At 63.9% G+C, this 23,730-nt stretch carries 24 protein-coding genes; 8 read left to right on the top strand and 16 right to left on the bottom strand.

The window, feature by feature from the left end; all coding sequences use genetic code 11:
* The first annotated feature begins 152 nt into the window (after positions 1-152).
* From AC1RQP_RS07815 to AC1RQP_RS07800, 4 genes are all read left to right on the top strand, one after another.
* Positions 153-437 (top strand): hypothetical protein, encoded by a 285-nt coding sequence (locus tag AC1RQP_RS07815; RefSeq protein ID WP_492936519.1) that lies wholly within the window; start codon positions 153-155, stop codon positions 435-437.
* Between the two features lie 462 nt (positions 438-899).
* Positions 900-2,843, top strand: a complete 1,944-nt coding sequence (locus AC1RQP_RS07810) for a PrkA family serine protein kinase (RefSeq protein WP_239626676.1) — start codon at positions 900-902, stop codon at positions 2,841-2,843.
* A gap of 30 nt (positions 2,844-2,873) precedes the next feature.
* Positions 2,874-4,151 (top strand): YeaH/YhbH family protein, encoded by a 1,278-nt coding sequence (locus AC1RQP_RS07805; RefSeq protein ID WP_239629379.1) that lies wholly within the window; start codon positions 2,874-2,876, stop codon positions 4,149-4,151.
* On the top strand, positions 4,148-5,686 hold the full coding sequence (locus AC1RQP_RS07800) for a SpoVR family protein (RefSeq protein ID WP_492936518.1): 1,539 nt from the start codon (positions 4,148-4,150) through the stop codon (positions 5,684-5,686). The genes AC1RQP_RS07805 and AC1RQP_RS07800 overlap by 4 nt, the downstream gene beginning before the upstream one ends.
* A 231-nt stretch (positions 5,687-5,917) precedes the next feature.
* Here the strand turns inward: AC1RQP_RS07800 and AC1RQP_RS07795 are convergent, their stop codons facing one another.
* The 6 genes from AC1RQP_RS07795 to AC1RQP_RS07770 all read right to left on the bottom strand — a co-directional run bounded on the left by AC1RQP_RS07795 (position 5,918) and on the right by AC1RQP_RS07770 (position 8,943).
* Complete coding sequence (locus AC1RQP_RS07795; protein WP_492937115.1) at positions 5,918-6,349, bottom strand: DUF1801 domain-containing protein; 432 nt, start codon at positions 6,347-6,349, stop codon at positions 5,918-5,920.
* Entirely contained in the window at positions 6,349-6,567 is a 219-nt protein-coding gene (locus AC1RQP_RS07790) for a hypothetical protein (RefSeq protein ID WP_492936517.1), read from the bottom strand. Before AC1RQP_RS07790 ends, AC1RQP_RS07795 begins: the two co-directional genes overlap by 1 nt.
* A 42-nt stretch (positions 6,568-6,609) precedes the next feature.
* Positions 6,610-7,041, bottom strand: a complete 432-nt coding sequence (locus tag AC1RQP_RS07785) for an SRPBCC family protein (RefSeq protein WP_492936516.1) — start codon at positions 7,039-7,041, stop codon at positions 6,610-6,612.
* Complete coding sequence (locus AC1RQP_RS07780) at positions 7,038-7,361, bottom strand: ArsR/SmtB family transcription factor (protein WP_028177515.1); 324 nt, start codon at positions 7,359-7,361, stop codon at positions 7,038-7,040. The genes AC1RQP_RS07785 and AC1RQP_RS07780 overlap by 4 nt, the downstream gene beginning before the upstream one ends.
* A gap of 468 nt (positions 7,362-7,829) precedes the next feature.
* Entirely contained in the window at positions 7,830-8,279 is a 450-nt protein-coding gene (locus tag AC1RQP_RS07775; RefSeq protein ID WP_492936515.1) for a DsrE family protein, read from the bottom strand.
* 40 nt (positions 8,280-8,319) lie between these two features.
* Positions 8,320-8,943 (bottom strand): hypothetical protein, encoded by a 624-nt coding sequence (locus AC1RQP_RS07770; RefSeq protein WP_239626646.1) that lies wholly within the window; start codon positions 8,941-8,943, stop codon positions 8,320-8,322.
* Positions 8,944-9,250: 307 nt separating this feature from the next.
* Between AC1RQP_RS07770 and AC1RQP_RS07765 the strand changes: the two genes are divergently transcribed.
* Positions 9,251-10,780, top strand: a complete 1,530-nt coding sequence (locus AC1RQP_RS07765; protein WP_492936514.1) for an SUMF1/EgtB/PvdO family nonheme iron enzyme — start codon at positions 9,251-9,253, stop codon at positions 10,778-10,780.
* A 118-nt stretch (positions 10,781-10,898) separates the two neighbouring features.
* Complete coding sequence (locus tag AC1RQP_RS07760) at positions 10,899-11,348, top strand: DUF4399 domain-containing protein (RefSeq protein ID WP_239626642.1); 450 nt, start codon at positions 10,899-10,901, stop codon at positions 11,346-11,348.
* Here the strand turns inward: AC1RQP_RS07760 and AC1RQP_RS07755 are convergent, their stop codons facing one another.
* The 10 genes from AC1RQP_RS07755 to pqqA form a co-directional block, all read right to left on the bottom strand.
* Entirely contained in the window at positions 11,349-12,404 is a 1,056-nt protein-coding gene (locus AC1RQP_RS07755) for a 2-oxoacid:ferredoxin oxidoreductase subunit beta (RefSeq protein ID WP_239626640.1), read from the bottom strand.
* Positions 12,405-12,534: 130 nt separating this feature from the next.
* On the bottom strand, positions 12,535-14,382 hold the full coding sequence (locus AC1RQP_RS07750; protein ID WP_239626638.1) for a 2-oxoacid:acceptor oxidoreductase subunit alpha: 1,848 nt from the start codon (positions 14,380-14,382) through the stop codon (positions 12,535-12,537).
* Positions 14,352-16,151, bottom strand: a complete 1,800-nt coding sequence (locus AC1RQP_RS07745; RefSeq protein WP_492936513.1) for an FAD-dependent oxidoreductase — start codon at positions 16,149-16,151, stop codon at positions 14,352-14,354. The genes AC1RQP_RS07750 and AC1RQP_RS07745 overlap by 31 nt, the downstream gene beginning before the upstream one ends.
* Positions 16,152-16,390: 239 nt before the next feature.
* Positions 16,391-17,068, bottom strand: coding sequence for a hypothetical protein (locus AC1RQP_RS07740; protein WP_492936512.1), 678 nt, complete (start codon positions 17,066-17,068; stop codon positions 16,391-16,393).
* Positions 17,069-17,220: 152 nt separating this feature from the next.
* Positions 17,221-18,207, bottom strand: coding sequence for a prolyl aminopeptidase (gene pip / locus AC1RQP_RS07735; RefSeq protein WP_492936511.1), 987 nt, complete (start codon positions 18,205-18,207; stop codon positions 17,221-17,223).
* Positions 18,197-19,378, bottom strand: coding sequence for a pyrroloquinoline quinone biosynthesis protein PqqE (gene pqqE / locus AC1RQP_RS07730; RefSeq protein ID WP_492936510.1), 1,182 nt, complete (start codon positions 19,376-19,378; stop codon positions 18,197-18,199). Before pqqE ends, pip begins: the two co-directional genes overlap by 11 nt.
* Positions 19,375-19,686 (bottom strand): pyrroloquinoline quinone biosynthesis peptide chaperone PqqD, encoded by a 312-nt coding sequence (gene pqqD / locus AC1RQP_RS07725; RefSeq protein WP_126255155.1) that lies wholly within the window; start codon positions 19,684-19,686, stop codon positions 19,375-19,377. Before pqqD ends, pqqE begins: the two co-directional genes overlap by 4 nt.
* Before the next feature lie 10 nt (positions 19,687-19,696).
* Positions 19,697-20,452: a pyrroloquinoline-quinone synthase PqqC gene (gene pqqC, locus AC1RQP_RS07720; protein ID WP_492937114.1), complete on the bottom strand. Its 756-nt coding sequence runs from the start codon at positions 20,450-20,452 to the stop codon at positions 19,697-19,699.
* Positions 20,453-20,472: 20 nt separating this feature from the next.
* Positions 20,473-21,402 (bottom strand): pyrroloquinoline quinone biosynthesis protein PqqB, encoded by a 930-nt coding sequence (gene pqqB, locus AC1RQP_RS07715; RefSeq protein ID WP_492936509.1) that lies wholly within the window; start codon positions 21,400-21,402, stop codon positions 20,473-20,475.
* A 135-nt stretch (positions 21,403-21,537) separates the two neighbouring features.
* On the bottom strand, positions 21,538-21,618 hold the full coding sequence (gene pqqA, locus AC1RQP_RS07710; protein WP_007595659.1) for a pyrroloquinoline quinone precursor peptide PqqA: 81 nt from the start codon (positions 21,616-21,618) through the stop codon (positions 21,538-21,540).
* A 248-nt stretch (positions 21,619-21,866) separates the two neighbouring features.
* Between pqqA and AC1RQP_RS07705 the strand changes: the two genes are divergently transcribed.
* Together AC1RQP_RS07705 and AC1RQP_RS07700 are read left to right on the top strand one after the other, a co-directional pair.
* Positions 21,867-22,124, top strand: coding sequence for a DUF6894 family protein (locus tag AC1RQP_RS07705; RefSeq protein ID WP_028177529.1), 258 nt, complete (start codon positions 21,867-21,869; stop codon positions 22,122-22,124).
* Between the two features lie 205 nt (positions 22,125-22,329).
* A complete protein-coding gene (locus tag AC1RQP_RS07700; RefSeq protein WP_492936508.1) occupies positions 22,330-23,730 on the top strand; it encodes an amidase family protein in 1,401 nt (466 codons plus the stop codon).

The raw sequence follows: 23,730 nt of genomic DNA, 5'->3' as shown, positions 1-23,730 counted from the left end.
TTTCCGCGCCGGTCCTGACGCGCTATCCTCTAGCTTACATGCTCCCGGGAGGGAACCAATCAAGGGTATGTGCGTCATACCCTCCGGTGTAACTCCGTCGCGATCATGGCGATCCAGGCGGGTGTTGTGATGTCGTGTGGCCGCGAAGGGCCATGCTGAAAACACATGTTCCCCGTCATGAAGATTTGGCGCTGGCCGTTGCCGACAGCCAGCGATGGGGTGCGTCTGCGGTCAGCGCCGACGGATTGCGTGATCTCAAATTCCAGTCGATGCGCGACGCGACTGCGGCTGCTGGTCGCGACGGGCCTTGCCATGATCTTGCTCAGCGCAAGGCTTGCCATCGACTGGTGGGATGGTCTCAGCGACGACGAGACGACGATGGCAATGTCGGCATCGCGCCGACATTTCGGTTGAAGCATGCCGCAGCCGCGGGATGATCGCATCGTCATCCGGTCGGAGGGCCTGGCGACCGATTTTGATACACTGCTGCGCGCTTGCCGCGACTGTCACGCTGCCAGCAGCCCGCGCACTGCATTGCAGCAGGAAGATGAACGCGGTCCCCAAGGCTCGGCGTACAAGGCTTCGCCGTACAAGTGTCATAAGATCGCCGCGCCCGGATCGCTATGCTGCATTGCCGGATGGACGTATCCCCGGGAATGCCCGGATGTTGCGACCGAGTGACATTTTCTGGAAATGAGCCAATATAGACAAAGATTCGCACAAATTACAGGCATGTGCCTGTTCGTAACTCAGAGAGTGCCTACGTTGTGCGTTGCGTCGAGTTGGCACCCGGGTGTCCAATGATCGTCATGTGCTCACGCTGATTCGAAACGGCCTGAGGAACGGTCCGGTAACTGCTTTCGTTTCAGCTTGTAGCGGAACTCACGCGGAGAGGGATCATGTACAACGATTCTTTATTCAACGCTTTCGCTCGGTCGTTCGAGGCGAGAAGCCAGCACGACATGTCGATGGCGGAATATCTGGAGTCGTGTCGAAGCGATCCCATGAAATACGCGAACGCGGCCGAACGACTGCTAGCGGCGATCGGTGAGCCCCAGACGATTGACACGGCCAAGGACCCACGCCTTGGCCGTATTTTTTTGAACCGCACGATCCGCACCTATCCGGCCTTCGCCGGCTTCTACGGTATGGAGGAAACGATCGAGCGCATCGTCGGTTTCTTCCGTCATGCGGCGCAGGGCCTGGAGGAGCGCAAGCAGATCCTTTATCTGCTCGGCCCGGTCGGCGGCGGCAAGTCCTCGCTCGCCGAGCGGCTGAAGTCGCTGATGGAAGTGCATCCGATCTACGTGCTCAAGGCCGGCGACGAACTCTCGCCCGTGTTCGAAAGCCCGCTCAGCCTGTTCGATCCCGATCAGCTCGGCCCGATGCTGGAAGAGAAGTACGGCATTCCGCGCCGTCGTCTCACCGGCCTGATGAGCCCATGGTGCTACAAGCGGCTCGAGGCCTTCGGTGGCGACATTTCCCAGTTCCGGGTCGCAAAAATCCAGCCGTCGCGGCTGCGCCAGGTCGCGATCGCCAAGACCGAGCCCGGTGACGAGAACAACCAGGACATCTCCTCGCTGGTCGGCAAGGTCGACATCCGCAAGCTCGAGACCTACGCCCAGAACGATCCCGACGCCTACAGCTATTCCGGCGGCCTCAACCGCGCCAACCAAGGCGTGCTCGAGTTCGTCGAGATGTTCAAGGCGCCGATCAAGATGCTGCACCCGCTGCTGACCGCAACGCAGGAAGGCAACTACATCGGCACCGAGAACATCGGCGCGATCCCGTTCACCGGCGTCATCCTGGCGCACTCCAACGAAGCGGAGTGGGCGAGCTTCAAGGCCAACAAGAACAACGAAGCCTTCATCGACCGCATCTGCGTCATCAAGGTGCCGTACTGCCTCAGGGTCACCGAGGAGCAGAAGATCTACGAGAAGCTGATCCAGGGCTCCGAGCTCGCGGCTGCGCCCTGCGCACCCTCGACCCTGGAGACGCTGGCGCGGTTCTCGGTGATGTCGCGGCTGCGCAAGCATGAAAACTCCACGATCTACGCCAAGATGCGGGTCTATGACGGTGAAAGCCTGAAGGAATCCGATCCGAAGGCGCGCAGCGTCCAGGAATATCGCGATGCCGCCGGTGTCGATGAGGGCATGGACGGCGTCTCCACCCGCTTCGCCTTCAAGATCCTGGCCGCGACCTTCAACCACGATCCGCAGGAGGTCGCCGCCGACGCCGTGCATCTGATGTACGCCCTGGAGCAGTCCATCAAGCGCGAGCAGTTGCCCGAGGAGGTCGAAAAGCGCTATCTCGAATTCATCAAGGCGGATCTGGCACCGCGTTATGCCGAGTTCATCGGTAACGAGATCCAGAAGGCCTATCTCGAATCCTACTCGGATTATGGCCAGAACCTGTTCGATCGCTACGTCGACTATGCCGACGCCTGGATCGAGGACCAGGACTTCAAGGATCCCGACACCGGCCAGCTGCTCGATCGCGAGCTTTTGAACCAGGAGCTGACGAAAATCGAGAAGCCGGCGGGGATTGCCAACCCCAAGGACTTCCGCAACGAGGTCGTCAAATTCTCGTTACGGTCGCGGGCCCAGAACGGCGGCAAGAATCCGACCTGGACCTCCTATGAGAAGATTCGCGATGTGATCGAAAAGCGGATATTCTCCCAGGTCGAGGACCTGCTTCCGGTCATCTCCTTCGGGTCGAAGAAGGACGGCGAGACGGAGAAGAAGCACGGCGAGTTCGTGGCACGCATGGTGGAGCGCGGCTACACCGAGCGTCAGGTTCGCCGGCTCGTCGAATGGTACATGCGCGTGAAGCAGGCCGGTTGAGGCGCCTGGGAGGCGAATGGAAAAGTGCCCATCCACATCATTGACAGGCGCCTGAATCCAGGCGGCAAGAGTCTTGAGAACCGTCAGCGGTTCTTGCGTCGGGCCAAGTCCCTGGTGCAGGGCGCCGTCAAGAAGACCTCGCAGGAACGCGACATCAAGGACGTCCTGGAGGGTGGTGAGGTCACGATTCCGCTCGACGGCATGCACGAGCCGCGCTTCCGCCGTGAAGGCGGAACGCGGGACATGGTCCTGCCCGGCAACAAGAAGTTCGTCGAAGGCGACTATCTGCAGCGCTCCGGCCAGGGCAGCGCCAAGGATTCCGGTCCCGGCGAAGGCGACAGCGAGGACGCCTTCCGCTTCGTGCTCAGCCGGGACGAGTTCGTCGATCTCTTCCTCGACGACCTCGAGCTTCCGGATCTCGCCAAGCGCAAGATCGCGCAGACCGAGAGCGAGGGCATCCAGCGCGCCGGCTACACCATGTCGGGCTCGCCCGCCAACATCTCGGTGAGCCGGACGGTGAAGCTCGCGCTTGCGCGCCGCATCGCGCTCAAGCGTCCCCGCAAGGACGAGATCGAGGAGCTGGAAGCCGCGATCGAAGCATGCACGGACGAGGACGAGCGCGCGGAGCTGGTCGCTCAGCTGGAAAGGCTGAAGGCGAAGTCCAAGCGCATTCCCTTCATCGATCCGCTCGACATCCGCTACCGGCGCTTCGAGACGGTGCCGAAGCCCGTCGCGCAGGCCGTGATGTTCTGCCTGATGGACGTCTCCGGCTCGATGTCCGAACACATGAAGGATCTGGCAAAGCGCTTCTACATGCTGCTCTACGTGTTCCTGAAGCGCCGCTACAAGCATGTCGAGATCGTCTTCATCCGCCACACCGACCGCGCCGAGGAGGTGGACGAGCAGACCTTCTTCTACGGCCCGGCTTCGGGCGGCACGCTGGTCTCCAGCGCGCTCCAGGCGATGCATGAGATCGTGCGCGAGCGCTTCAACCCGTCGGACTGGAACATCTACGCCGCGCAAGCCTCCGACGGCGACAATTCCTATTCCGACGGCGAGCTCACGGGGCTCCTGCTGACCGAGAAGATCCTGCCGGTCTGCCAGTTCTTTGCCTATCTCGAGGTCGGGGAAGCAGGCGGCAGCGCCTTCGATCTCTCCGACTCCTCGCTTTGGACCCTCTACGAGCGCCTGCGCAACAACGGCGCACCGCTCTCGATGCGCAAGGTCTCGGAGCGCAGCGAGATCTTTCCGGTGTTCCACGACTTGTTCCAGCGCCGCGAAACTGCCCAGGAGAAGACTGCTCCATGACGGAACGATTGTTCGAAGGCGCCGATTGGGATTTCCACACCTTGCAGCGCATCACCGATGCCTGCGAGGAGGTGGCGCTGAAGGATCTCGGGCTCGACGTCTATCCGAACCAGATCGAGGTCATCACGGCCGAGCAGATGCTGGACGCCTATTCCTCGGTCGGCATGCCCTTGTTCTACAAGCACTGGTCGTTCGGCAAGCACTTTGCCTTCCATGAGGCGTCCTATCGCAAGGGCCTGATGGGGCTCGCCTATGAGATCGTGATCAATTCCTCGCCCTGCATCTCCTATCTGATGGAGGAGAACACGGCGACGATGCAGACGCTGGTGATCGCGCACGCGGCCTTCGGCCACAACCATTTCTTCAAGAACAATTATCTGTTCAAGCAGTGGACCGATGCCGACGGCATCCTGGATTATCTCGACTTCGCCAAGAACTACGTCATGCAGTGCGAGGACCGCTACGGCCGCATCGAGGTCGAGCGCACGCTCGATGCCGCGCATGCGCTGATGTCGCACGGCATCGACCGCTATCCCGGCAAGAAGAAGCTCGATCTGCGCGCCGAGGAGAAGCGGGCAGGGCGCCGCCGCCAGCACGAGGAGGAGGTCTTCAACGATCTCTGGCGCACGGTGCCCAAGGGCGTCGCCAAGAGCCGGTCGACGCTCAGCATCGAGCGCCGCCGCAAGCTGCTCGGCCTGCCGCAGGAGAACCTGCTCTATTTCCTGGAGAAGAGCGCGCCGCGGCTGGCGCCCTGGCAGCGCGAGCTCTTGCGCATCGTCCGCCACATCGCGCAATATTTCTATCCGCAGAGCCAGACCAAGGTGATGAACGAGGGGACGGCGACCTACGTCCACTATCGCATCATGACCAGGCTGCACGAGCAAGGTCGCCTCACCGACGGCAACTTCCTCGAATTCCTGGGATCGCACACCAACGTGGTGTTCCAGCCCGAGTTCGACGACCCGCGCTTCTCGGGCTTCAACCCCTATGCGCTCGGTTTTGCCGTGATGCAGGACATCGAGCGCATCGTCACCAGGCCGGAAGACGAGGACCGCGAATGGTTCCCGGACATCGCCGGCAAGGGCGACGTCATGGGCGTGCTGCGCGACGTCTGGGCCAATTATCGCGACGAGAGCTTCATCGGCCAATTCCTGAGTCCCAAATTGATGCGGCACTTCCGCATGTTCCATCTGCACGACGATCCCGAGGAGCGCGCCGGCATCCGCGTCGATGCCATCCATGACGAGCGCGGTTTCCGCCGCGTCCGCCGCGAGCTGGCGCGGCAGCACGATGTCGGCTTCATCGACGCCAACATCGAGGTGGTCGACGTCGATCTGTCCGGCGACCGCCGGCTGATCCTGCATCATCACGTCATCAAGGGCTCCCAGCTCAACGAGACCGACGCCAAGCGCGTGCTCCAGCATCTCGCCGATCTCTGGACCTACGACGTCGCGCTGATCGAGGTCGATGCCAACGACAAGGTCCTGCGCGAATACGTCGTGAGCCCGCGTCCGATTCCCGCCGCGGTGGCCTGAGGCGGCTGGCTCTGCGGGCACTTGATGATTGAGCTTCAGCTCGCGCTCCGATGAAAGGTGCGCTCCCTCCCCCGCTTGCGGGGGAGGGCTGGGGAGAGGGTATTTCCGCAGTGGGACTCCCCCAGAGGAGAGAACCCTCTCCCGGCGCTACGCGCCGACCTCTCCCGCAAGCGGGAGAGGTTAAGGCCCGCCCGCGGCTACCAAGAGCGATCAACGTCAACCTATTGCGCTCTACGCCGGTTGCTTCCTGCTCGGCTTCTTCTTCGACGCGTTCAGCTTCACCGCGGCGCGGATCAGCGCCTTCAACGCCTTCTCGTTGATGGTCTCGCCTTCGCGAATATCGATCGCGCGGCGCACATTTCCATCGAGGCTGGAGTTGAACAGGCCTGTCGGATCCTCCAGCGCCGCGCCCTTGGCAAAGGTCATCTTCACCACTTCCTTGTAGGTCTCGCCGGTGCAGATGATGCCGTCGTGCTCCCACACGGGAACGCCGCGCCATTTCCACTCTTCGACCACATCTGGGTCGGCCTCCCTGATCAGGCCGCGGATCCGCCCCAGCATCTCGCCGCGCCAGTCGCCGAGCTCCTTGATCCGGCCGTCGATCATCCTGGAAGGCGATGCCGCATTCGCGTCCTTCGCGCCAGTCTTCTTCGCCGTCTTCATCATCGCGCCTCGTTCACGCGGGTGCCGCGGCGGACATAGGGCAGCGCGAACAGATAGAGTCCGGTCGCGAGCAGCGGAATCAGCGGCACGAGCGCGAGGAAGCCGATCCACACGGCCTGAACCTGCATGATCATCGCCACGATGTTGGCGATGACCGCGAGCGTGAAGGCCATCGACAGCCAGCGATGAATCTGCCGAATCCACATATGCGTGCTCATTGGGTCCTCCCTTGCAACCGATTGGAACTGGCGCCGGCGGAGCTAGCCTGCCCGCGCCAGCACGTCGTCCAGCCTTGCCAAAAACTGCTTCCAGCCGGCATGCGCGCCGCCGAAAGCCTGCTTCTGCGTCGGGCTGAAGCCCGCCTGCTCGACGCGCAAATGCGTGCCAGTGTTCGTCGGCGTCAGCGTGAAGGTCACAACGCTCTTCAGGTCGAACGCGGCGTCCTCATGGGAGAAATTCCAGGTGTAGGCGAGCGTCTTCTGCGGCTCGATGGTGAGCACCTCGCAGTCCAGCACGCCGCCCCATTCGCCGCGCAGGTTGAAGCGATGACCGACGGTCGGCTTGAAGTCGTTCTTCATCAGCCATTCCTCGATCAGATGCGGCTGCGTCAGCGCGCGCCAGATCCGTTCAGCCGGATAGGCAAATTCGCGCTCGATGACGACTGAACGCTTCTCGGTCGCGGTTTGGGTCATTGGTCCATCCTCTTCAGGAGATCGTCGAGCGCGTCGAGCCGGTTCTGCCAGAAGCCGGCCATCTGGCCGGTCCAGTCGATCAGCGGATTGAGCGCACCGGGCCGCGCGCTGTAATGGGTCTGCCTTCCCTCGTGGCGGTCGCGCACCAGGCCAGCCTGCTTCAAGGCGCCGAGATGTTTCGATACAGCCGGCTGGGACACGCCAGATCGCGCCGTCAGTGCCCCGACCGTCTGCTCCCCTTCGCGGCATAGCCGCTCGAAGATTGCCCGCCGGGTCGGATCCGCGAGCGTCCGGAACAGGAGGTCGTGAGTGGCAGACATAGATCCATAACTCGTAGGTTATGATTTAATTCATAACCGTGGAGTTATGGGTAAGTCAAGTGGGACTGGCGGCGCTGGTAGCTTTGAAGCGAAAGGCATCCGCGGGCTGCTCTTACCTCTCCCGCTTGCGGGAGAGGTCGGCGCGCCCGGTCGATGCGCAGCATCGTCCCGTGCGCCGGGTGAGGGCTCTTTCTTTTAGGGGCCTGTCCCATTGCCGAGACACCCTCTCCCCAACCCTCCCCCGCAGGCGGGGGAGGGCAATCGCATATGAATATTGCAGAGGTCGTCATGCCCGGGCTTGTCCCGGGCATCCACGTTCTTTGTGCTGCGTGGAAAGGCGTGGATGGCCGGGACAAGCCCGGCCATGACGCTGTGGAAACAGTCGGTACCCATAGCCACGTCTCATATGCGATAGCCCTGCGCAGGCGGGGCAGGGAGCGCACCCCTCTCGTGGCAAGTGCAGTGACTTTAAGGCCGCAGATACAAATACCCCTGCGACTGCAATTCGGCGAGGCGGACCACGCCGCCGTTCTCCGCGCTGACGAAGCCAGGCAGCAGCTCCTTCAGCGTCACGTTCTGCGCCTTCATGGTGTTGCCGCAGGCGGCGAGCTCGACGCCGTCCTTGGAGAACGCGCCGACACGCCTGCTGACATCGGGATTGGCCTGCGCGGCGTGAAACGCCTTCAGCGCCGGCCCGTGGATCACCAGCGCGAGGGTCACGTGCTCGGGACCACCGACGCCATCGATGTGGTTCTGGATGTTGCCGAGCACGAAACTGACCTTCTCAGCATCGTTGAGATGATAGACGACCTTCAGCTTGTTGCCCGTGCCGGCTTCCGTCGCAGCTTTCGCGCTGGAGGCGCCCAGCGCCGCGCCCAGGGCCGAGACGGCGCTCCACAAGATGTTCCGTCGGTTCATGGCGATCTCCTTCGGCTGCACTGAGCTCGCGCGACAGATATCACTTGTGGCGCAGTGCGGCGAGCTCCTTGCGGTCGGTCACGAGCGAGGCGCACTCGCTGTTGTCGGTGCGGTCGAGACGGAAAATCTTGTCGTCGGCGCCGGCGACCAGCGATTGCTCGGCGTCGTCGTCTGGCTTGTTGTTCTGCCAGACCCTGATCCGCTCGAGGCGGACGATCGCGGACTTGTTGTCCTTGGACAGAGCCACTTCGATGCCGCCGCCTTCGCAGTCCACGCCGCAGCCCAGGCGGACCTCGTCCCCCTGGCTGAGAAGCACCGCGTGGCTGCCGCACGAGCCGCTGGAGTCGAAATCGCCGGAGCGATGGCGATAGCGAAAACCCAGACGGAAGGAATTGCGCAGCTGCTTGTCCTCCTTGTCGGTTTCCGCCGAGATCAGCAGCTTCATGGAAGCCACCTTCTGCTTGGGGTGCCGCGCCAGATGCTCGGCATCGTAGCGACGGACGAAGCAGGCATAGGACTTGACGCCGGGCGTCCCCGCATGGAGCCGCGCATTGAAGGCGTCGGCTTCGGCCTTTGTGGTCTCCCGGACCTTGTCGGCCTCATCGGCGTGGGCGACGCCGGTCAGGGCAGCGAAAGCCAGGGCAGCAATGAGGAAGAGCTTCATGTGACGACCTTATCGCAGCACAATAGAATCGCTGTCCGTTAGACGCCCGGCAGATGCACCGCGTTCAACGTTCGCACGTCGCGCGTGTAGCCGCGTTTCAGGGGACACGGGCCAGCAGGCTCCGGCCGCGCCTTAGTCATTGCTGCGATCAAGAAGGTTCAATGGATGCAGCGCCTTGGTCCGACGGAACCCGACGCCGGCGATCGCTGCGACATTGTCTCGGTTCGTCAATGTGATAGCCTTCACAGACGGCCGCCTTTGGCTGTCGTAAGCTGGGGCTGCCTCGCAGTTTCTGGAGTCCCCCCGCATGGGCGAAATTCGCAACTTCAGATCCGGAAGTCAGGATGAGCCGCCGTCGCACAGCGGAGTGCCTCGTCGACTCGCCGCGATCATCGTCGGTGACATCGCTTCCTACAGTCGGTTGATGCAGGCCGACGAGGAAGGCACGCATGTTCGCGTCAAGCGGATCGAGCGGGATCTCATCCAGCCCAGCATCATCGAGCACCATGGAAGCCTGGTGAAGACGACCGGCGACGGCTTCATCGCCATCTTCGACAGTCCCGTGGAGGCCGTTCGATGCAGCATCGTCATCCAGCAGAATCTCATCGGCCGCAACGCCTCGCTTCCCAAGCATTCCCGGCTCGAATATCGGATTGGCGTCAATCTCGGCGATGTCATCGTGGAGCCGGACGACATCTATGGTGACGGCGTCAACATCGCCACGCGTATCGAGGGCATCGCGGAACCGGGGCAGGTCTACATCTCCGGCGCGATCTACGAACAGATCAAGCACAAGGTCGTGTGCGGCTATGAGTCGCTCGGCGATCGCAAGGTCAAGAACATCACCGATCCCGTGCGCGTCTATCGGGTGCTGCCGGATGCCGATGCCGTCGGCAAGACAAGAAGCCGGCGCGAGAACACGCTGATCTTTCTGCTGGGCATCACGCTGCTCGTCATTGCCGCCGGCGCACTCTGGTATTTGCTGGCACAGCCTCAGGGCAGGGTGGGCGAGCAGGTCGCAACGCCCGCCGCTTCTCCGGCGCCGTCCCCGGTCCCGCAAGCTCCGCCGCGCGAAGCGGCGACGCAGGCGCCGCAACCATCTCCCTCCTTGGCTTCGGCGCCTTCATCGCCCGCGCCGGCGCCAAGCGCGTCCGCGACGCCAGTGCGCGAGCCCGAAATGGTCGCCATTCGCGGCGGCAGTTTCGCGATGGGAAGCAATGATGATCCGACCGAGCGTCCCGTCCACCAGGTCACGGTCAAGCCGTTCTCGATCGGAAAATATCCGGTGACGGTGCGGGAGTGGAACGAATGCGCGGCTGCGGGCGCGTGCGGTTTCACCGCGACCGGCAAGGACGATGCGCCGGTCAGCAACGTGAGCTGGACCGACGCGCAGCAATATGCCTCCTTTCTGTCGCAGGCGACGAAGAAGCAGTACCGGCTCCCAAGCGAGGCCGAATGGGAATATGCGGCCCGCGGCGGAACGCAAACCAAGTATTGGTGGGGCGACAAGCTCCAGCCGGGCATGGCCGGATGCAAGGACTGCGGCGACCTCGCCGCCGAGCAGCCGGCGAAGGTCGGCAGCTTCAAGCCCAATCCATTCGGGCTCCACGACATGGGCGGCGGCATCGACCAGTGGGTCGAGGACTGCTGGCACAAGAACTATCAGGGTGCGCCGGTCGACGGTTCGGCATGGACGAGCGGCGACTGCTCATCGCATGTCCTGCGCTCGGGCTCCTGGAAGAACGATTCGAGATACGTGCGGCCGTCCAATCGCGATGGCTACGATACCAATGTCCGTTATCCCACGCATGGATTCCGGATCGCGCTCAGTCCCTGACGCATGATCCGGAAAAGCGTGCAGCGCTGTTCCGAAAGGATCATGCTCAAACAATAACCTAAAGCGCGATGACGATTCTTCCTGGTCGCATCGCGGTTTTTGAGCTGGAGTAGGTTTGATGAAGATCATTTGCTGCGCCGCGCTGGCGGCGGCGCTCGCATTGCTGCCGGGCACGGCTTACTCTCAGGGCAAGACCGCTCCCAAGGACGCGAAGCTCTATTTCATCACGCCGCAGGACGGGCAGAAGATCCGGGGTGGATTCTGGGTCCGGTTCGGCCTGCGCAACATGGGCGTGACGCATGCCGGCGACGACTACCAGAACGCCGGTCATCATCATTTGCTGGTCGACGTCAACGCTCCCATCGATCCCAAGGAACCGATCCCGCAGGACAAGTCCCATCTGCATTTCGGAGCCGGGCAGACCGAGACTCTTCTCGAGCTTCCGCCCGGCACGCACACGCTGCAGCTGGTGCTCGGCGATGCGAAGCACTATCCATTCGAGCCGCCTGTCGTGTCCGAGAAGATCACCGTGCGAGTCAGGCAGCCCGTTTCGGTCCGGCGCCGATGATCACCGCAGGCTGGCGTTGAACTTGTCCAGCACCGCCGAGCCCGGGCACAGCGAGTCCGCCTCGAGGCTGTTGAGCGGCGTCTCGACCGTATTGAGATGCTCGTGCATGTCGTCTGCGTCGGGATCGACATAGAGCAGGCCGGTGACGATCTGGCCCTTGGCGGCGTGCTTCTGCAGGAAGGTCATCGCCCCCAGGCGGTCATGCGGATCGTAGTCGGCATCGATCTTGCGCAGCGCAATCCTGCTGCCGTCGTGCTGCTCGACCACCTGCACCGTGCCCGGCGCGTAATCGACGGCGATCGGATCGCGGCCGACCAGCACGTCGAGCCGGTTCACCGCGTCGTTGTGCTCCCGGACATAGTCGAAGCTCTTGGTCGAGCCGGCGTGATTGTTGAAGGCGATGCAGGGGCTGATGACGTCGATGAAGGACGCGCCCTTGTGGCGGATCGCGGCTGCGATCAGCGGCACCAGCTGGGTCTTGTCGCCCGAGAACGAGCGGGCGACGAAGGTGGCGCCGAGCTGCAGGGCGATGGCGACGAGGTCGATGGCGTTGTCGGTATTGGTGACGCCCTTCTTGCTCTTCGAGCCGCGGTCGGCGGTCGCCGAGAACTGGCCCTTGGTCAGGCCGTAGACGCCGTTGTTCTCGACGATATAGGTCATGTTGACGGCGCGCCGGATCGAATGCGCGAACTGGCCGAAACCGATCGAGGCGGAATCGCCGTCGCCGGAGACGCCGAGATAGATCAGGTCGCGGTTGGCGAGGTTGGCGCCCGTGAGCACGCTGGGCATACGGCCGTGCACGGAGTTGAAGCCGTGCGAATTGCCGAGGAAATAGTCCGGCGTCTTCGACGAGCAGCCGATGCCGGAGATCTTCGCCACCCGGTGCGGCTCGATCGAGAGCTCGTAGCAGGCCTCGATGATCGAGGCCGTGATCGAATCGTGGCCGCAGCCGGCGCACAGCGTCGAGATCTTGCCCTCGTAGTCGCGATGCGTGTAGCCGAGCTCGTTCTTCTTCAGGCCCGGATGATGGAATTTCGGCTTTGCGATGTAGGTCATGCGAGCACCCGTAGTCCCAGCCTCGTCATGGCCGGGCTTGTCCCGGCCATCCACGTCCTGGCCGGAGAGAAGAAAGGCGTGGATGCCCGCGACAAGCGCGGGCATGACGGCGGAGAGAGAGAATCGCGTGTCATGACACGGCCTTGCGGAGCGGGGTCACCTTGAGGTGATCCTGGTGGTCGCCAATGGCTTTTGCGATGAAGCGGGCGGTGATCGGAGAGCCGTCGTAATGCACGATCGGCACGAGGCGGACGGGATCGATGCCGTTCTCGTTGACGATCAGCTGGCGGAGCTGGCTGTCGCGGTTCTGCTCGACCACGTAGACGAAGTCGTGCTCGGCGAGAAAGCTCGCGACGCTCGAATGGAACGGGAAGGCGCGGATGCGCAGGCGGTCGAGCTGATGCCCGCGGGCCTCGAGCAATCCGATCGCCTCGTCCATCGCCGGCGAGGTCGAGCCGAAATAGATCACGCCATATTTGGTCGGTCGTTCCGCATTGGCCTGAAGCGGCCGCGGCACGAGATCCTGCGCAGTCTCGAACTTGCGCACCAGGCGCTGCATGTTGTCGGCGTAGACCGTGCCTTCCTCGGAGTAACGCGCATAGCGATCACGCGAGGTGCCGCGGGTGAAGTAGGAGCCCTTGGTCGGATGGGTGCCGGGATAGGTGCGGTAGGGAATGCCGTCGCCGTCGACGTCGAGATAGCGGCCGAAGTCGCGCCCCTCTTCCAGCATCTGTGCGGTCATGATCTTGCCGCGGTCGTATTGCCGGGCGTCGTCCCATTTCAGCGGACGGCAGAGCCGGTGGTTCATGCCGATGTCGAGATCGAGCATCAGGAAGATCGTGGTCTGGAGCCGTTCGGCGAGATCGAAGGCGGCCGCCGCGAACTCGAACGCCTCGGCGGGATCTTCCGGGAACAGCAGCACATGCTTGGTGTCGCCGTGCGAGGCATAGGCGCAGGCGATGATGTCGCATTGCTGGGTGCGGGTCGGCATGCCCGTGGAGGGGCCGGCACGCTGGATGTTCATGATCACGGCAGGGATCTCGGCGAAATAGGAAAGGCCGATGAATTCCGTCATCAGCGAGATGCCGGGGCCCGAGGTCGCGGTGAAGGCGCGGGCGCCGTTCCAGGACGCGCCAATGACGATGCCGATGGAAGCCAGCTCGTCCTCGCCCTGCACGATCGCGTACTTCGCCTTGCCCGTCTCCGGATCGTGCCGGTACTTCTTGCAGTGGGCGGTGAAAGCCTCCGCCACCGACGAGGACGGCGTGATCGGGTACCAGGCGCACACGGTCGCGCCGCCATAGACCGCGCCGAGCGCGGCGGCGCTGTTGCCTTCGATGAAGATGCGGTCGCCGACCTTGTCGGACTTCTTCACCCTGAGCCCGATCGGGCATTTCAGGTTCTGCAGCGCCCAGTCGCGGCCGAGATGCAGCGCGTGGACGTTGGAGGAGAGCAGCTTCTCCTTGCCCTTGTACTGCTCGCCGATCAGCTGCTCGATCAGCTTCGGGTCCATGTCGAGCAGCGCACTGAGGCTGCCCAGATAGATGATGTTCTTGAACAGCTGGCGCTGGCGCGGATCGGTGTAGGTCGAATTGGTGATCGCGGTCAGCGGCACACCGATCACGGTGATGTCGTCGCGGAATTTGGTCGACGGCATCGGCTTGGTGGAATCGTAGAACAGATAGCCGCCGGGCTCGATGCCGGCGACGTCCTTGTCCCAGGTCTGCGGGTTCATCGCCACCATCATGTCGACGCCGCCGCGGGCGCCGAGATGGCCGGCTTCCGTCACCCGCACCTCGTACCAGGTCGGCAGGCCCTGGATGTTGGAGGGGAAGATGTTGCGCGGGGACACCGGCACGCCATGGCGCAGGATCGCGCGGGCGAACATCTCGTTGGCGCTGGCCGAGCCCGAGCCGTTGACGTTGGCGAAGCGGACGACGAAGTCGTTTACGCTGCTGATCGGCTTTTTGTCGGACATGTCGAACCTGCGTAGGTCATCTCGATCAAATATTTCTGCATGTCCCAGGCGCCGGTGGGACAGCGCTCGGCACATAGCCCGCAATGCAGGCAGACATCCTCGTCCTTGACCATCACCCGCCCGGTCTTGAGGTCGCTGGAGACGTAGAGGTCCTGGTCCGGATGGAGTGAAGGCGCCTTCAGGCGCTGGCGCAGGTCGCTTTCCTCGCCGTTGCCCGTAAAGGTGATGCAATCCATCGGGCAGATGTCGACGCAGGCATCGCACTCGATGCAGAGCGAGGTGGAGAACACCGTCTGTACGTCGCAGTTCAGGCAGCGATGCGCTTCGCCGAGCGCGAGCTTGACGTCGTAGCCGAGCTCGACCTCGGCGCGGATGTCCTTGAGCGCGACGACCTTGTCGCGATGCGGCACCTTGTAGCGCTTGTCGACGGAGATGTCGTTGTCATAGCTCCATTCGTGGATGCCCATCTTCTGCGAGGAGACATGCACCTCCGGCAGCGGCCGCTCGCTGATATCCTCACCCGAAAGCATCTTGTGGATCGACAGCGCGGCGTCATGGCCGTGCGCGACCGCCCAGATGATGTTCTTCGGGCCGAACGCGGCATCGCCGCCGAAGAACACCTTCGGGTTGGTCGAGACGAAGGTGTTCGGATCGACCTTGGGCATGTGCCATTTGTCGAACTCGATGCCGCAATCCTGCTCGATCCAGGGGAAGGCATTCTCCTGGCCGACCGCGACCAGCACGTCGTCGCAGGGAATGGTCTGATCGGGGTCGCCCGAAGGCACGAGGTTACGGCGGCCTTTGGCGTCATATTCGGCTTTGACGTGCTGGAAGGTGACGCCGATGAGCTTGCCGGCGACCTGCTTGAATGCCACCGGCACCATGTAGTTGAGGATCGGAATATCCTCGTGGATCGCGTCCTCCTTCTCCCACGGCGAGGCCTTCATCTCCTCGAAACCGGAGCGCACGATCACCGTGACTTTCTCGCCGCCGAGGCGGCGCGCGGTTCGGCAGCAATCCATCGCGGTGTTGCCGCCGCCGAGCACGATCACGCGCTTGCCGATCTTGTCGACATGGCCGAACGACACGTTGGCCAGCCATTCGATGCCGATATGGATGTTGCCGGCGGCTTCCTTGCGCCCGGGAATGTCGAGCTCGCGGCCGCGCGGCGCGCCGGAGCCCACGAAGATGGCGTCGTACTTCTCCGCGAGCAGCGCCTTCATGCTGTCGATGCGGTGGCCGCCCTTGAAGTCGACGCCGAGACCCAGGATGTAGCCGGTCTCCTCGTCGATCACGGAGTTGGGCAGGCGGAATTTCGGGATCTGCGTGCGCATCATGCCGCCGGCTTCCGGATCGGCATCGAACACCGTGCAGTGATAGCCGAGCGGCGCGAGATCGCGCGCCACCGTCAGCGAAGCGGGACCGCCACCCACCAGCGCGACACGCTTGCCGTTCTTCGGCGCGGGCCGCGGCAGGCGCTGCCTGATGTCGTCCTTGAAGTCCGCGGCGACCCGCTTGAGGCGGCAGATCGCCACCGGAGTCTCCTCGACGCGTCCGCGGCGGCACGCGGGCTCGCAGGGACGGTCGCAGGTGCGTCCCAGGATTCCGGGAAACACGTTCGACTTCCAATTGATCATGTAGGCGTCGCTGTAGCGGCCTTGTGCGATCAGTCGGATGTATTCGGGAACGGGGGTGTGCGCAGGACAGGCCCATTGGCAATCGACCACTTTGTGAAAGTAGTCGGGGGCCGCGATATCGGTCGGTTTCATTCCTACCCTGTCCGCGCAGGCTCAAAGACCCCGCGGCCTTTTTTGTTTGAGCTTGGCGGACGCTTAACGCGTCTCGATCTGGTTTCTGAATGACGTCATTGGGTTAGCTTATTAGAACCGTTCCGAAGTACAACGGCAAAGTTGCGCGATCATCGCCTTTCATGGGAGCTGCGCGCGCAGAGCATTAACGCCCGCGCGCAGCATGTGCGGTGCAATATATTGCGTTGCGGATGACTGCCTCAGCCGCGGGCGATATCGCTCTTCGCGAGGTCCCACATCAGGCAGTAGGTGCCGACCGAGATCGGAAGCGGGAGGGGCGCAGCAGCGGGACCGGTGAAGCGCTCGGCGATCACGGCCGAGACTGCGCCGACATGCGTGCCGTCGATCAGCACGAACCAGTCGCGCGCGCCTTCGTTACTCGTCGCCGGAATTCCTGCCGTCGCACCCGACAATTCGGGCTCGCTTTCGAGCAGATGCATCGAGATGATGCCGTCGCACTTGTCCGGCGCCAGCTTCTCTTGCAGCGCATCACGCCAGGACGTGGCATTGTCGGGCGTCGGCCGCAGCCGCACCAGGCCGAGCGCTGCGCCTCGTCCGGTGCCGTTGCTGATGGTGATGCGCGCGACGACGCGCAGCATGTCCTTGAAGCGCGCCATGGTCTGCCGCGACCAGTCGGTCGGGTTCGCGAGCCGCGCCCGATAGGCGGGGCTGTCGAGCACGTCGAGCGTCGCGGTCGAGTACAGGCAGAGATATTTGGGATTGGCGGCATGCGCGACATAGCGCCGCGCTTCGAGGAACCCCTCGATCGCGACGCGCTCTTCCAGATGCTCGCGATCGTACCAGCGGTTGAAATCGGCCTCGTCGGCTGCGTCGATATTCATCGACGTCAGCAGCATGCCTTTCGCGGCGAGCGGCATTTTCTTGTTGTCCTTCCCATGCGAACCCAGACCCTCATGGTGAGGAGGCGCGTAATCGCCGTCTCGAACCATGCAGGCCCCGCTGCTGCATCTCGGCCTTTCATCCTTCGAGACGCGCTCTCCGAGCGCTCCTCAGGATGAGGAGATAGACCCTAATGCCCGATCTTCGATGCGAGGTCGGCGATCGACTTCATGACGGCATCCCTCACGCCGCCATCATAGAGCGAATGTCCGGCCTCTTCCACGACGCGAATCTCGGAACCCGGCCAAACTTTCGCGAGCGCCTGGGATGTCCCGGGAGGACACAACAGGTCATAGCGGCCCTGTACGATGATGCCGGGAATGCCGGCGAGCCGATGCGCGTTTCGCAACAGCTGGTCTTCGCTCATGAAGCTGTCGTTGACGAAATAATGCGCCTCCATGAAAGGCGTCGCCGGCAGTGTGCGCCAGACGTTCAGCGCGGCGAGGTCCAGCCGGGTCCGTGCTGGCTTGTGCTCGGACAGGGTGCGTTCAACGTCGTGCCAGGCCCGCGCCGCGGGACCGTGCACGGCAGGATCGGCATCCAGGATACGGCGCCAATAGGCGCCCACCGGTTGCTCGCGCTCTTCCGGCGGCAGCACGCTCAGAAAATCCTCGTAGAGCGCGGGATAGAACTGCGACAGGCGCGTGGTGAAGGCCGTCTCGACCTCCGCCCGCGTGCCGAGGAACGTGGCGCGCAGCGCGATGCCGGAGACGCGCTCCGGATGCGCCTCGGCGTAGGCCAGCGCCAGCGTCGCGCCCCAGGAGCCGCCGACCAGCATCCAGCGTGTGATGCCGAATTTCTCGCGGATCTTCTCCATGTCCGCGACCAGATGCGCCGTGGTGTTGTGCGCGCGCGATCCCTTGGGCCGGCTGCGGCCGCAGCCGCGCTGGTCGAACAATACGGCGCAGAAACGATCAGGGTCGAACAGTCGGCGATGGTCGGGCTGGCAGCCACTGCCCGGCCCGCCGTGCAGATAGACCGCAGGGATTCCGTCAGCGCGGCCGACGCTCTCGACATGGAGCTCGTGGCCGTCGCCGACATCGAGCATCTCGGAGGTCAGCGGCGCAAAGGGATCAGCACGTTTGACCGCGCTGGCCGCGTCGGCGTCAGGCATCATTCTCGGATTCCAGAGTGCCGCCGGCGAAATTGCGATAGAGGAAACGGTTTGTCTCGCCCTCGGCCTCGCGCTCGGCCTGCTTGAAGATCGTCTCGTGCAGCGGCGACAGCGCGCAGGCCGGATCGGTATTGGCGGCGTCCCCGGTCAGCGCAAAGGCCTGGCAGCGGCAGCCGCCGAAATCGATCTCGCGGAATTCGCAGGATTTGCACGGCTCCTTCATCCAGCCGGTGCCGCGATAGCGGTTGAAGGCCTCCGAGTTCTGCCAGATCCAGGCGATCGAATGGTTGGAGCGCACGGATTCGAAGTCGAGCCCGGTGATGCTCTCGGCGGCGTGGCAGGGCAGCACCTTGCCGGCGGGCGAGATGTTGAAGAACTGCCGGCCCCAGCCGCCCATGCATTTCTTCGGCCGCAGCGCGTAATAGTCCGGCACGACGTAATCGATCGTCAGCCGGCCCTTCAGCCGTTCGCGTGCCTCCTCGACGATGCGGGTGCACTCGTCGAGCTGCGCCACGGTCGGCATCAGCGCGGCGCGGTTCTTCAGCGCCCAACCGTAATATTGCACATTGGCGACCTCGAGCCGGTCGGCGTCGAGGTCGAGCGCCATCTGGACGACGTCAGGGAGCTGATGCAGGTTCTGCCGATGCATCACCGCGTTCACGGTGAGCGGAAGATCGAGCTCGCGCGTCCACTTCGCCACTTCGAGCTTCTTGCGGTGGCCGCCCCTGTAGCCGGCGACGCGGTCGGCGAGGCCTTCCTCGATGCCCTGGAAAGAGATCTGCACGTGGCAGAGCCCGGCATCCGCGAGATCGCCGAGCTTCTCGCGCGTCAGCAGCACGGCCGAGGTGATCAGGTTGGTGTAGAGGCCGGCGTCGCTGGCGTGCTTCACCAGCTCGACGAGGTCCTTGCGCGCGGTCGGCTCGCCGCCGGAGAAATGCACCTGGAGCACGCCGATCTCGGCGAGCTCGCTCAAGACCTTCTTCCACTCCCCGGTGGTCAGCTCCTTGGCCGAGCGGTCGAGCTCGACCGGGTTGGAGCAATAGGGGCATTGCAGCGGGCAGCGATGGGTGATTTCGAGCAGCACCGCGAGCGGGATGCCGAAGGTCTCCGCCGTCGAGCGCTGCTTCTCCAGCACCGCGAGGCTGTCGCTGGGTGGGATGGTCACGTCGCTCATGACGTCTTCTCCCTGATCTCGGTGAGAAAGCCCTTGTCCGCGAGGTCCTGCAGCATGACGATGACGTCGGCCAGGATCGCCTCGCGGGGAGCTGCGTATTTCGCCGCGAGCTGATCGGAGACGTCGCCGACACTGCGCTTGCCGTCGCAGAGCTGCAGCACCTCGACCGCGATCTCGTCGGGCGCCAGCACCCGTTCCGGCGCCAGGATCACCCAGACCTTTCGGGTCTCGTCATATTTCAGCTTGGCATGCCGCGGCAGCACGGGGCGGCTTGCCTCGCTGACGCTGATGTTCCGCGGCCCGGCCATCGCTAGTCCTTCAGTTCGCTTTGGGCACGAACGCGCCCGGCGGAATGTGGCCCTCGACATAGGCGTGCTGGAGCGCATCCAGCTGCACCCACAGCACGTTGGTCTTGAAGATCAGCGCATTGCAGACGGAGGCGCGCTCCTCCGGCGTCCTCGCATGCGTCTTGACATAGTCCAGCGCGAAATTGGCATCGCGCGGCGCCTGGGTCAGGCGGCGCTTGAAGTAGCTCATGATGTCGGGGTTGACGAAATCGTAATGCTCCAGCATGCCGGCGATGCGCTCTTCATGCAGGTTCGGCGCGAACAGCTCGGTGAGCGAGGAGGCGATCGCCTCCAGCGGGCTCTTCTCGCGGCAATAGTGGACGTAGGCTTCGACGGCGAAGCGCGTCGCCGGCAGGATGCCTTCGGTGGATTCCACGTAGGCCGTATCGAGCCCGAGCCCTTCGGTCAGCTTCAGCCAGCGCTCGATGCCGCCCTCGCTGCCGACATCGCCGTCATGGTCCTCGATGCGATGGCGCCATTCCAGGCGGGTGGCGCGGTCGCGGAAGCGCGAGATCACCACCGCGTCCTTGATCGGGATCGTGCTCTGGTAATAGTAGCGGTTGAGCGCCCAGGCCTGCACCTGGCCCTTGTTCAGCTTGCCGCCATGCAGCAGCTTATGGAACGGATGCAGGCTGTGATAGCGCGTCGCCCCGATATGGCGCAGCGTCGCCTCGAGCTCATCGGCGCTAGTGAGCCTGATGTCCTTGCCGATCGAGAGCGCGGTCATTCCAGTCAGTGATGCGGCGTTCACAGCACGATCTCCGTTCCGTCAGCGGGTATCTGCCAGCCCGCCTGCTCGGCGGCCTTGCGCTCGGGCGAGCCGGGCAGCAGCGCCGGATTCGAGTTATTGATATGCAGAAACAGCTTCCTGTCGATATTGAGGTCGGCCAGCCGCGCGATCGCGCCGTCGTCGCCTGACATGGCGACATGTCCCATGCTCTTGCCGGTCTTGTGACCGAGGCCGGCCCTGATCATCTCGTCGTCGCGCCAGACCGTGCCGTCGAAGAACACCAGCGCGGCGCCGTCGATCTCGGCCTTGAGCGCGTCGGTCACCTCGGCACAGGCCGCGATGAAGTAGAAGCACTTGCCCGTCGCCTTGTCGGTGATCGCAAGGCCAAGCGTGTCGCCGTCGCCGCTCTCGCCGCCCGGATGCACCTTGCCTTCCAGATACCAGGCCGACTTGCCCGGCACCGCGAAGGGCAGCACCTCCAGGCCGGAGCGCGTACCATCCGGCAGGCGGGGCTCGAACGGCTCGCGGAGAGCGATCGGCTGGCGCCGCACGTTCTTCTCATTCAGCACGTTGAAGATGCTGTTGCTGGCGAGGATCGCCAGCACCTTCTCGTGCGCATAGACCGTAAAGGGCGAGCCTTCGCGCATCGACAGCAGGCCCGCCACCGCATCGACTTCACTGTTGGTCAGGATCACGCCCGCAATCGGCGTGTGACGCAGCGCGCCCGCCTTGGGGTGCAGCTGTGGCGTGGCATTCAATTGCTGCCGCAGGTCGGGGGAGGCGTTGATCAGGAACCAGTGCTCGCCGTCGCCGCTGAAGGCGACCGAGGCCTGGGTCCTTTGCAGCTCGTGGCCGCCGCTACGGGCCGCTCGGCAACCCTCGCAGCCGCAATTCCATTGTGGAACTCCGCCGCCGGCCCCGGCGCCCAGGACGACGACGCGAAGCATGATCCGTCTCCTGGAGGTAAGGTCGCGAGGTGGATCTCAGGCCCCCACACAAATCCTGTCTTCCGGAAACGTATCGTGACCGAAAGAACTCGGGGCGAAAGATCCACCTGCGCGGAACGCAATCTCACCAACCGCTTACTTGCGGGTGGCGCTCACATACATGTTGATTTCCATGCCGCAGGGCACTTCGACGATCTTCGGGGCTTTCCAGGCCATTTCGGCTCTCCATATTCGCGAATTCGGGACGTATCCGCCCACCCGTTAGACTAATGCTGGCGGAGAACTTCGCCAGTGAAATTTTCCCGAGAAGGTCATGCTGCGCCGCGAAAAATGCTGGGGGAACTTCACTTCTGAAGCGCTGCCTTGCGTCAGACGCATTCGGTCGCGAACCCTGCCCTGATAAAGCTGTTTGTGGAGTGCAGTGCAGCTTCAATCCGATACAGGCGAACCAACTGGATCTCGATATGCCCAGATACTTCTTCAACACCCGTATCGGCGACGAGCTGATCGTGGACCCCGACGGCGAGGACCTGCGCAACCCCGACCGCGCCTGGGAGGTCGCCCGCCAGATGATCCTGGAGGTGGTGAAGTCCGAGGGCGCACAGCCGGCGCTGCTCGAGGCGGTCATCGAGGTGACTGACGATGATGGGGAGATCGTGCTGGAGTTTCCCTTCACCGAGGCGCTGCTCGACATCCCCGACCAGTCCGCGACAAGGCATTGAAACCCCGCTCTCTCCCGTCACTGCGAGCGTAGCGAAGCAATCCAGACTGCCTCCACGGAGGGGGTCTGGATTGCTTCGTCGCAAGGGCTCCTCGCAATGACGGAGAATGTGGCGTCGTCCCGCGCCAGCCTCCTCACCCCCGCGAAATCCGCATGGCTTTGCCGCGTTCCCGGCGCTAAAAGACGCCGATTACACGGAGCAAGCCATGCAAGATCTCTGGCGCCTCTCGGCCGCCGACCTCGCCACCCTCGTCAAATCCAAAAAGGTGTCCGCCAGGGAGGCCGCGCAGGCCGGCCTTGCGCGCCTGGATGCCGTCAATCCCCGGCTCAACGCGGTGATCGATCACCGGCCGGACGATGTCCTCAGGCAGGCCGATGCCGTCGATGCCGCCATCGCCCGGGGGGAGGACCCCGGTGTGCTCGCCGGCGTGCCCGTCACCATCAAGGCCAATGTCGACCAGGAAGGCTTTGCCACCACCAACGGCCTGAAGCTCCAGCGCGACGTCATCGCGCGCGAGGACAATCCGGTGGTCGCCAATTTCCGCAAGGCCGGCGCCGTCCTGCTCGGCCGGACCAATTGCCCGGCCTTCTCCTACCGCTGGTTCACCACCAATCTCATTCATGGCGATACCAAAAACCCGCGCGACGCCGCGCTGACGCCGGGCGGCTCCTCCGGCGGCGCCGGCTCGGCGGTCGCGGCCGGCATCGGCCACATCGCCCACGGCACCGACATCGCCGGCTCGATCCGCTATCCCGCCTATGCCTGCGGCGTGCACGGCCTGCGCCCGACGCTCGGCCGTATCCCCGCCTTCAACCCGGCGCTGCCGGAGCGCCCGATCGGGCCGCAGATCATGGCGGTGTCGGGACCCCTGGCGCGCACCGTCAACGACATCAGGATTTCGCTCGAGGCGATGTCGGCCCGCGACGTCCGCGATCCATGGTTCGTGCCGGTGCCGCTGCAAGGCCCCGCGCGGGACAAGCGCGCCGCGCTCTGCCTCAACCCTGGCGGTCTTGCCACCACGCCGGAGGTGAAGGCCGCAGTGAGCGATGCCGGCAAGCGGCTGGAGCGCGCCGGCTGGACCGTCGACATCATCGAAGACACGCCGCCGATGCGCGAGGCGGTGGAGTGGCAGATCAAGCTCTGGCTCGGCGACGGCTATGAGGCGCAGCTGGAGATGGCCGAGCGCGAGGGCGATCCCGGTGCGCTGGCCTGCCTGCGCGGCAACCGCGCCAGGGTCACGCCGATGGACCAGGCGAATTTCGCCAAGGCGCTGACCCGAAGAGCCGCGCTGACCCGCGAATGGATGTTGTTCTTCGAACAATATGCGGTGCTGCTGACGCCGGTCTCCGGCGAACTGCCGTTCCCGGACCATCTCGACCGCAAGGACGACGAATCCTTCAAGCGGGTGTGGGAGGCGCAGCTGCCGCAGATCGCCATTCCCTTCATGGGCCTGCCGGGCCTCGTGGTCTCCACCGGGCTCGTCGGCAAGGCCCCGGTCGGCGTGCATATCGTCTCCGGCCGCTACCGCGAAGACCTCTGCCTGCTCGCGGGCGAAGCGATCGAGGCCGGCGGCGTGCCGCCGTCGCCGATCGATCCCGTGGGCTAG

The sequence above is a fragment of the Bradyrhizobium sp. GW821-FHT13H06 genome (genome assembly GCF_058803975.1).
This window is presented reverse-complemented; position numbering and strand designations above follow the sequence as displayed.

Bases quoted from the DNA above. Each gene is read 5' to 3' on its own strand.
- AC1RQP_RS07815 (WP_492936519.1), top strand. From the start codon at position 153: ATGCTGAAAACACATGTTCCCCGTCATGAAGATTTGGCGCTGGCCGTT.
- AC1RQP_RS07810 (WP_239626676.1), top strand. From the start codon at position 900: ATGTACAACGATTCTTTATTCAACGCTTTCGCTCGGTCGTTCGAGGCG.
- AC1RQP_RS07800 (WP_492936518.1), top strand. From the start codon at position 4,148: ATGACGGAACGATTGTTCGAAGGCGCCGATTGGGATTTCCACACCTTG.
- AC1RQP_RS07795 (WP_492937115.1), bottom strand. From the start codon at position 6,349: ATGAAGACGGCGAAGAAGACTGGCGCGAAGGACGCGAATGCGGCATCG.
- AC1RQP_RS07790 (WP_492936517.1), bottom strand. From the start codon at position 6,567: ATGAGCACGCATATGTGGATTCGGCAGATTCATCGCTGGCTGTCGATG.
- AC1RQP_RS07785 (WP_492936516.1), bottom strand. From the start codon at position 7,041: ATGACCCAAACCGCGACCGAGAAGCGTTCAGTCGTCATCGAGCGCGAA.
- AC1RQP_RS07780 (WP_028177515.1), bottom strand. From the start codon at position 7,361: ATGTCTGCCACTCACGACCTCCTGTTCCGGACGCTCGCGGATCCGACC.
- AC1RQP_RS07775 (WP_492936515.1), bottom strand. From the start codon at position 8,279: ATGAACCGACGGAACATCTTGTGGAGCGCCGTCTCGGCCCTGGGCGCG.
- AC1RQP_RS07770 (WP_239626646.1), bottom strand. From the start codon at position 8,943: ATGAAGCTCTTCCTCATTGCTGCCCTGGCTTTCGCTGCCCTGACCGGC.
- AC1RQP_RS07765 (WP_492936514.1), top strand. From the start codon at position 9,251: ATGGGCGAAATTCGCAACTTCAGATCCGGAAGTCAGGATGAGCCGCCG.
- AC1RQP_RS07760 (WP_239626642.1), top strand. From the start codon at position 10,899: ATGAAGATCATTTGCTGCGCCGCGCTGGCGGCGGCGCTCGCATTGCTG.
- AC1RQP_RS07755 (WP_239626640.1), bottom strand. From the start codon at position 12,404: ATGACCTACATCGCAAAGCCGAAATTCCATCATCCGGGCCTGAAGAAG.
- AC1RQP_RS07750 (WP_239626638.1), bottom strand. From the start codon at position 14,382: ATGTCCGACAAAAAGCCGATCAGCAGCGTAAACGACTTCGTCGTCCGC.
- AC1RQP_RS07745 (WP_492936513.1), bottom strand. From the start codon at position 16,151: ATGAAACCGACCGATATCGCGGCCCCCGACTACTTTCACAAAGTGGTC.
- AC1RQP_RS07740 (WP_492936512.1), bottom strand. From the start codon at position 17,068: ATGCCGCTCGCCGCGAAAGGCATGCTGCTGACGTCGATGAATATCGAC.
- pip (WP_492936511.1), bottom strand. From the start codon at position 18,207: ATGATGCCTGACGCCGACGCGGCCAGCGCGGTCAAACGTGCTGATCCC.
- pqqE (WP_492936510.1), bottom strand. From the start codon at position 19,378: ATGAGCGACGTGACCATCCCACCCAGCGACAGCCTCGCGGTGCTGGAG.
- pqqD (WP_126255155.1), bottom strand. From the start codon at position 19,686: ATGGCCGGGCCGCGGAACATCAGCGTCAGCGAGGCAAGCCGCCCCGTG.
- pqqC (WP_492937114.1), bottom strand. From the start codon at position 20,452: ATGACCGCGCTCTCGATCGGCAAGGACATCAGGCTCACTAGCGCCGAT.
- pqqB (WP_492936509.1), bottom strand. From the start codon at position 21,402: ATGCTTCGCGTCGTCGTCCTGGGCGCCGGGGCCGGCGGCGGAGTTCCA.
- pqqA (WP_007595659.1), bottom strand. From the start codon at position 21,618: ATGGCCTGGAAAGCCCCGAAGATCGTCGAAGTGCCCTGCGGCATGGAA.
- AC1RQP_RS07705 (WP_028177529.1), top strand. From the start codon at position 21,867: ATGCCCAGATACTTCTTCAACACCCGTATCGGCGACGAGCTGATCGTG.
- AC1RQP_RS07700 (WP_492936508.1), top strand. From the start codon at position 22,330: ATGCAAGATCTCTGGCGCCTCTCGGCCGCCGACCTCGCCACCCTCGTC.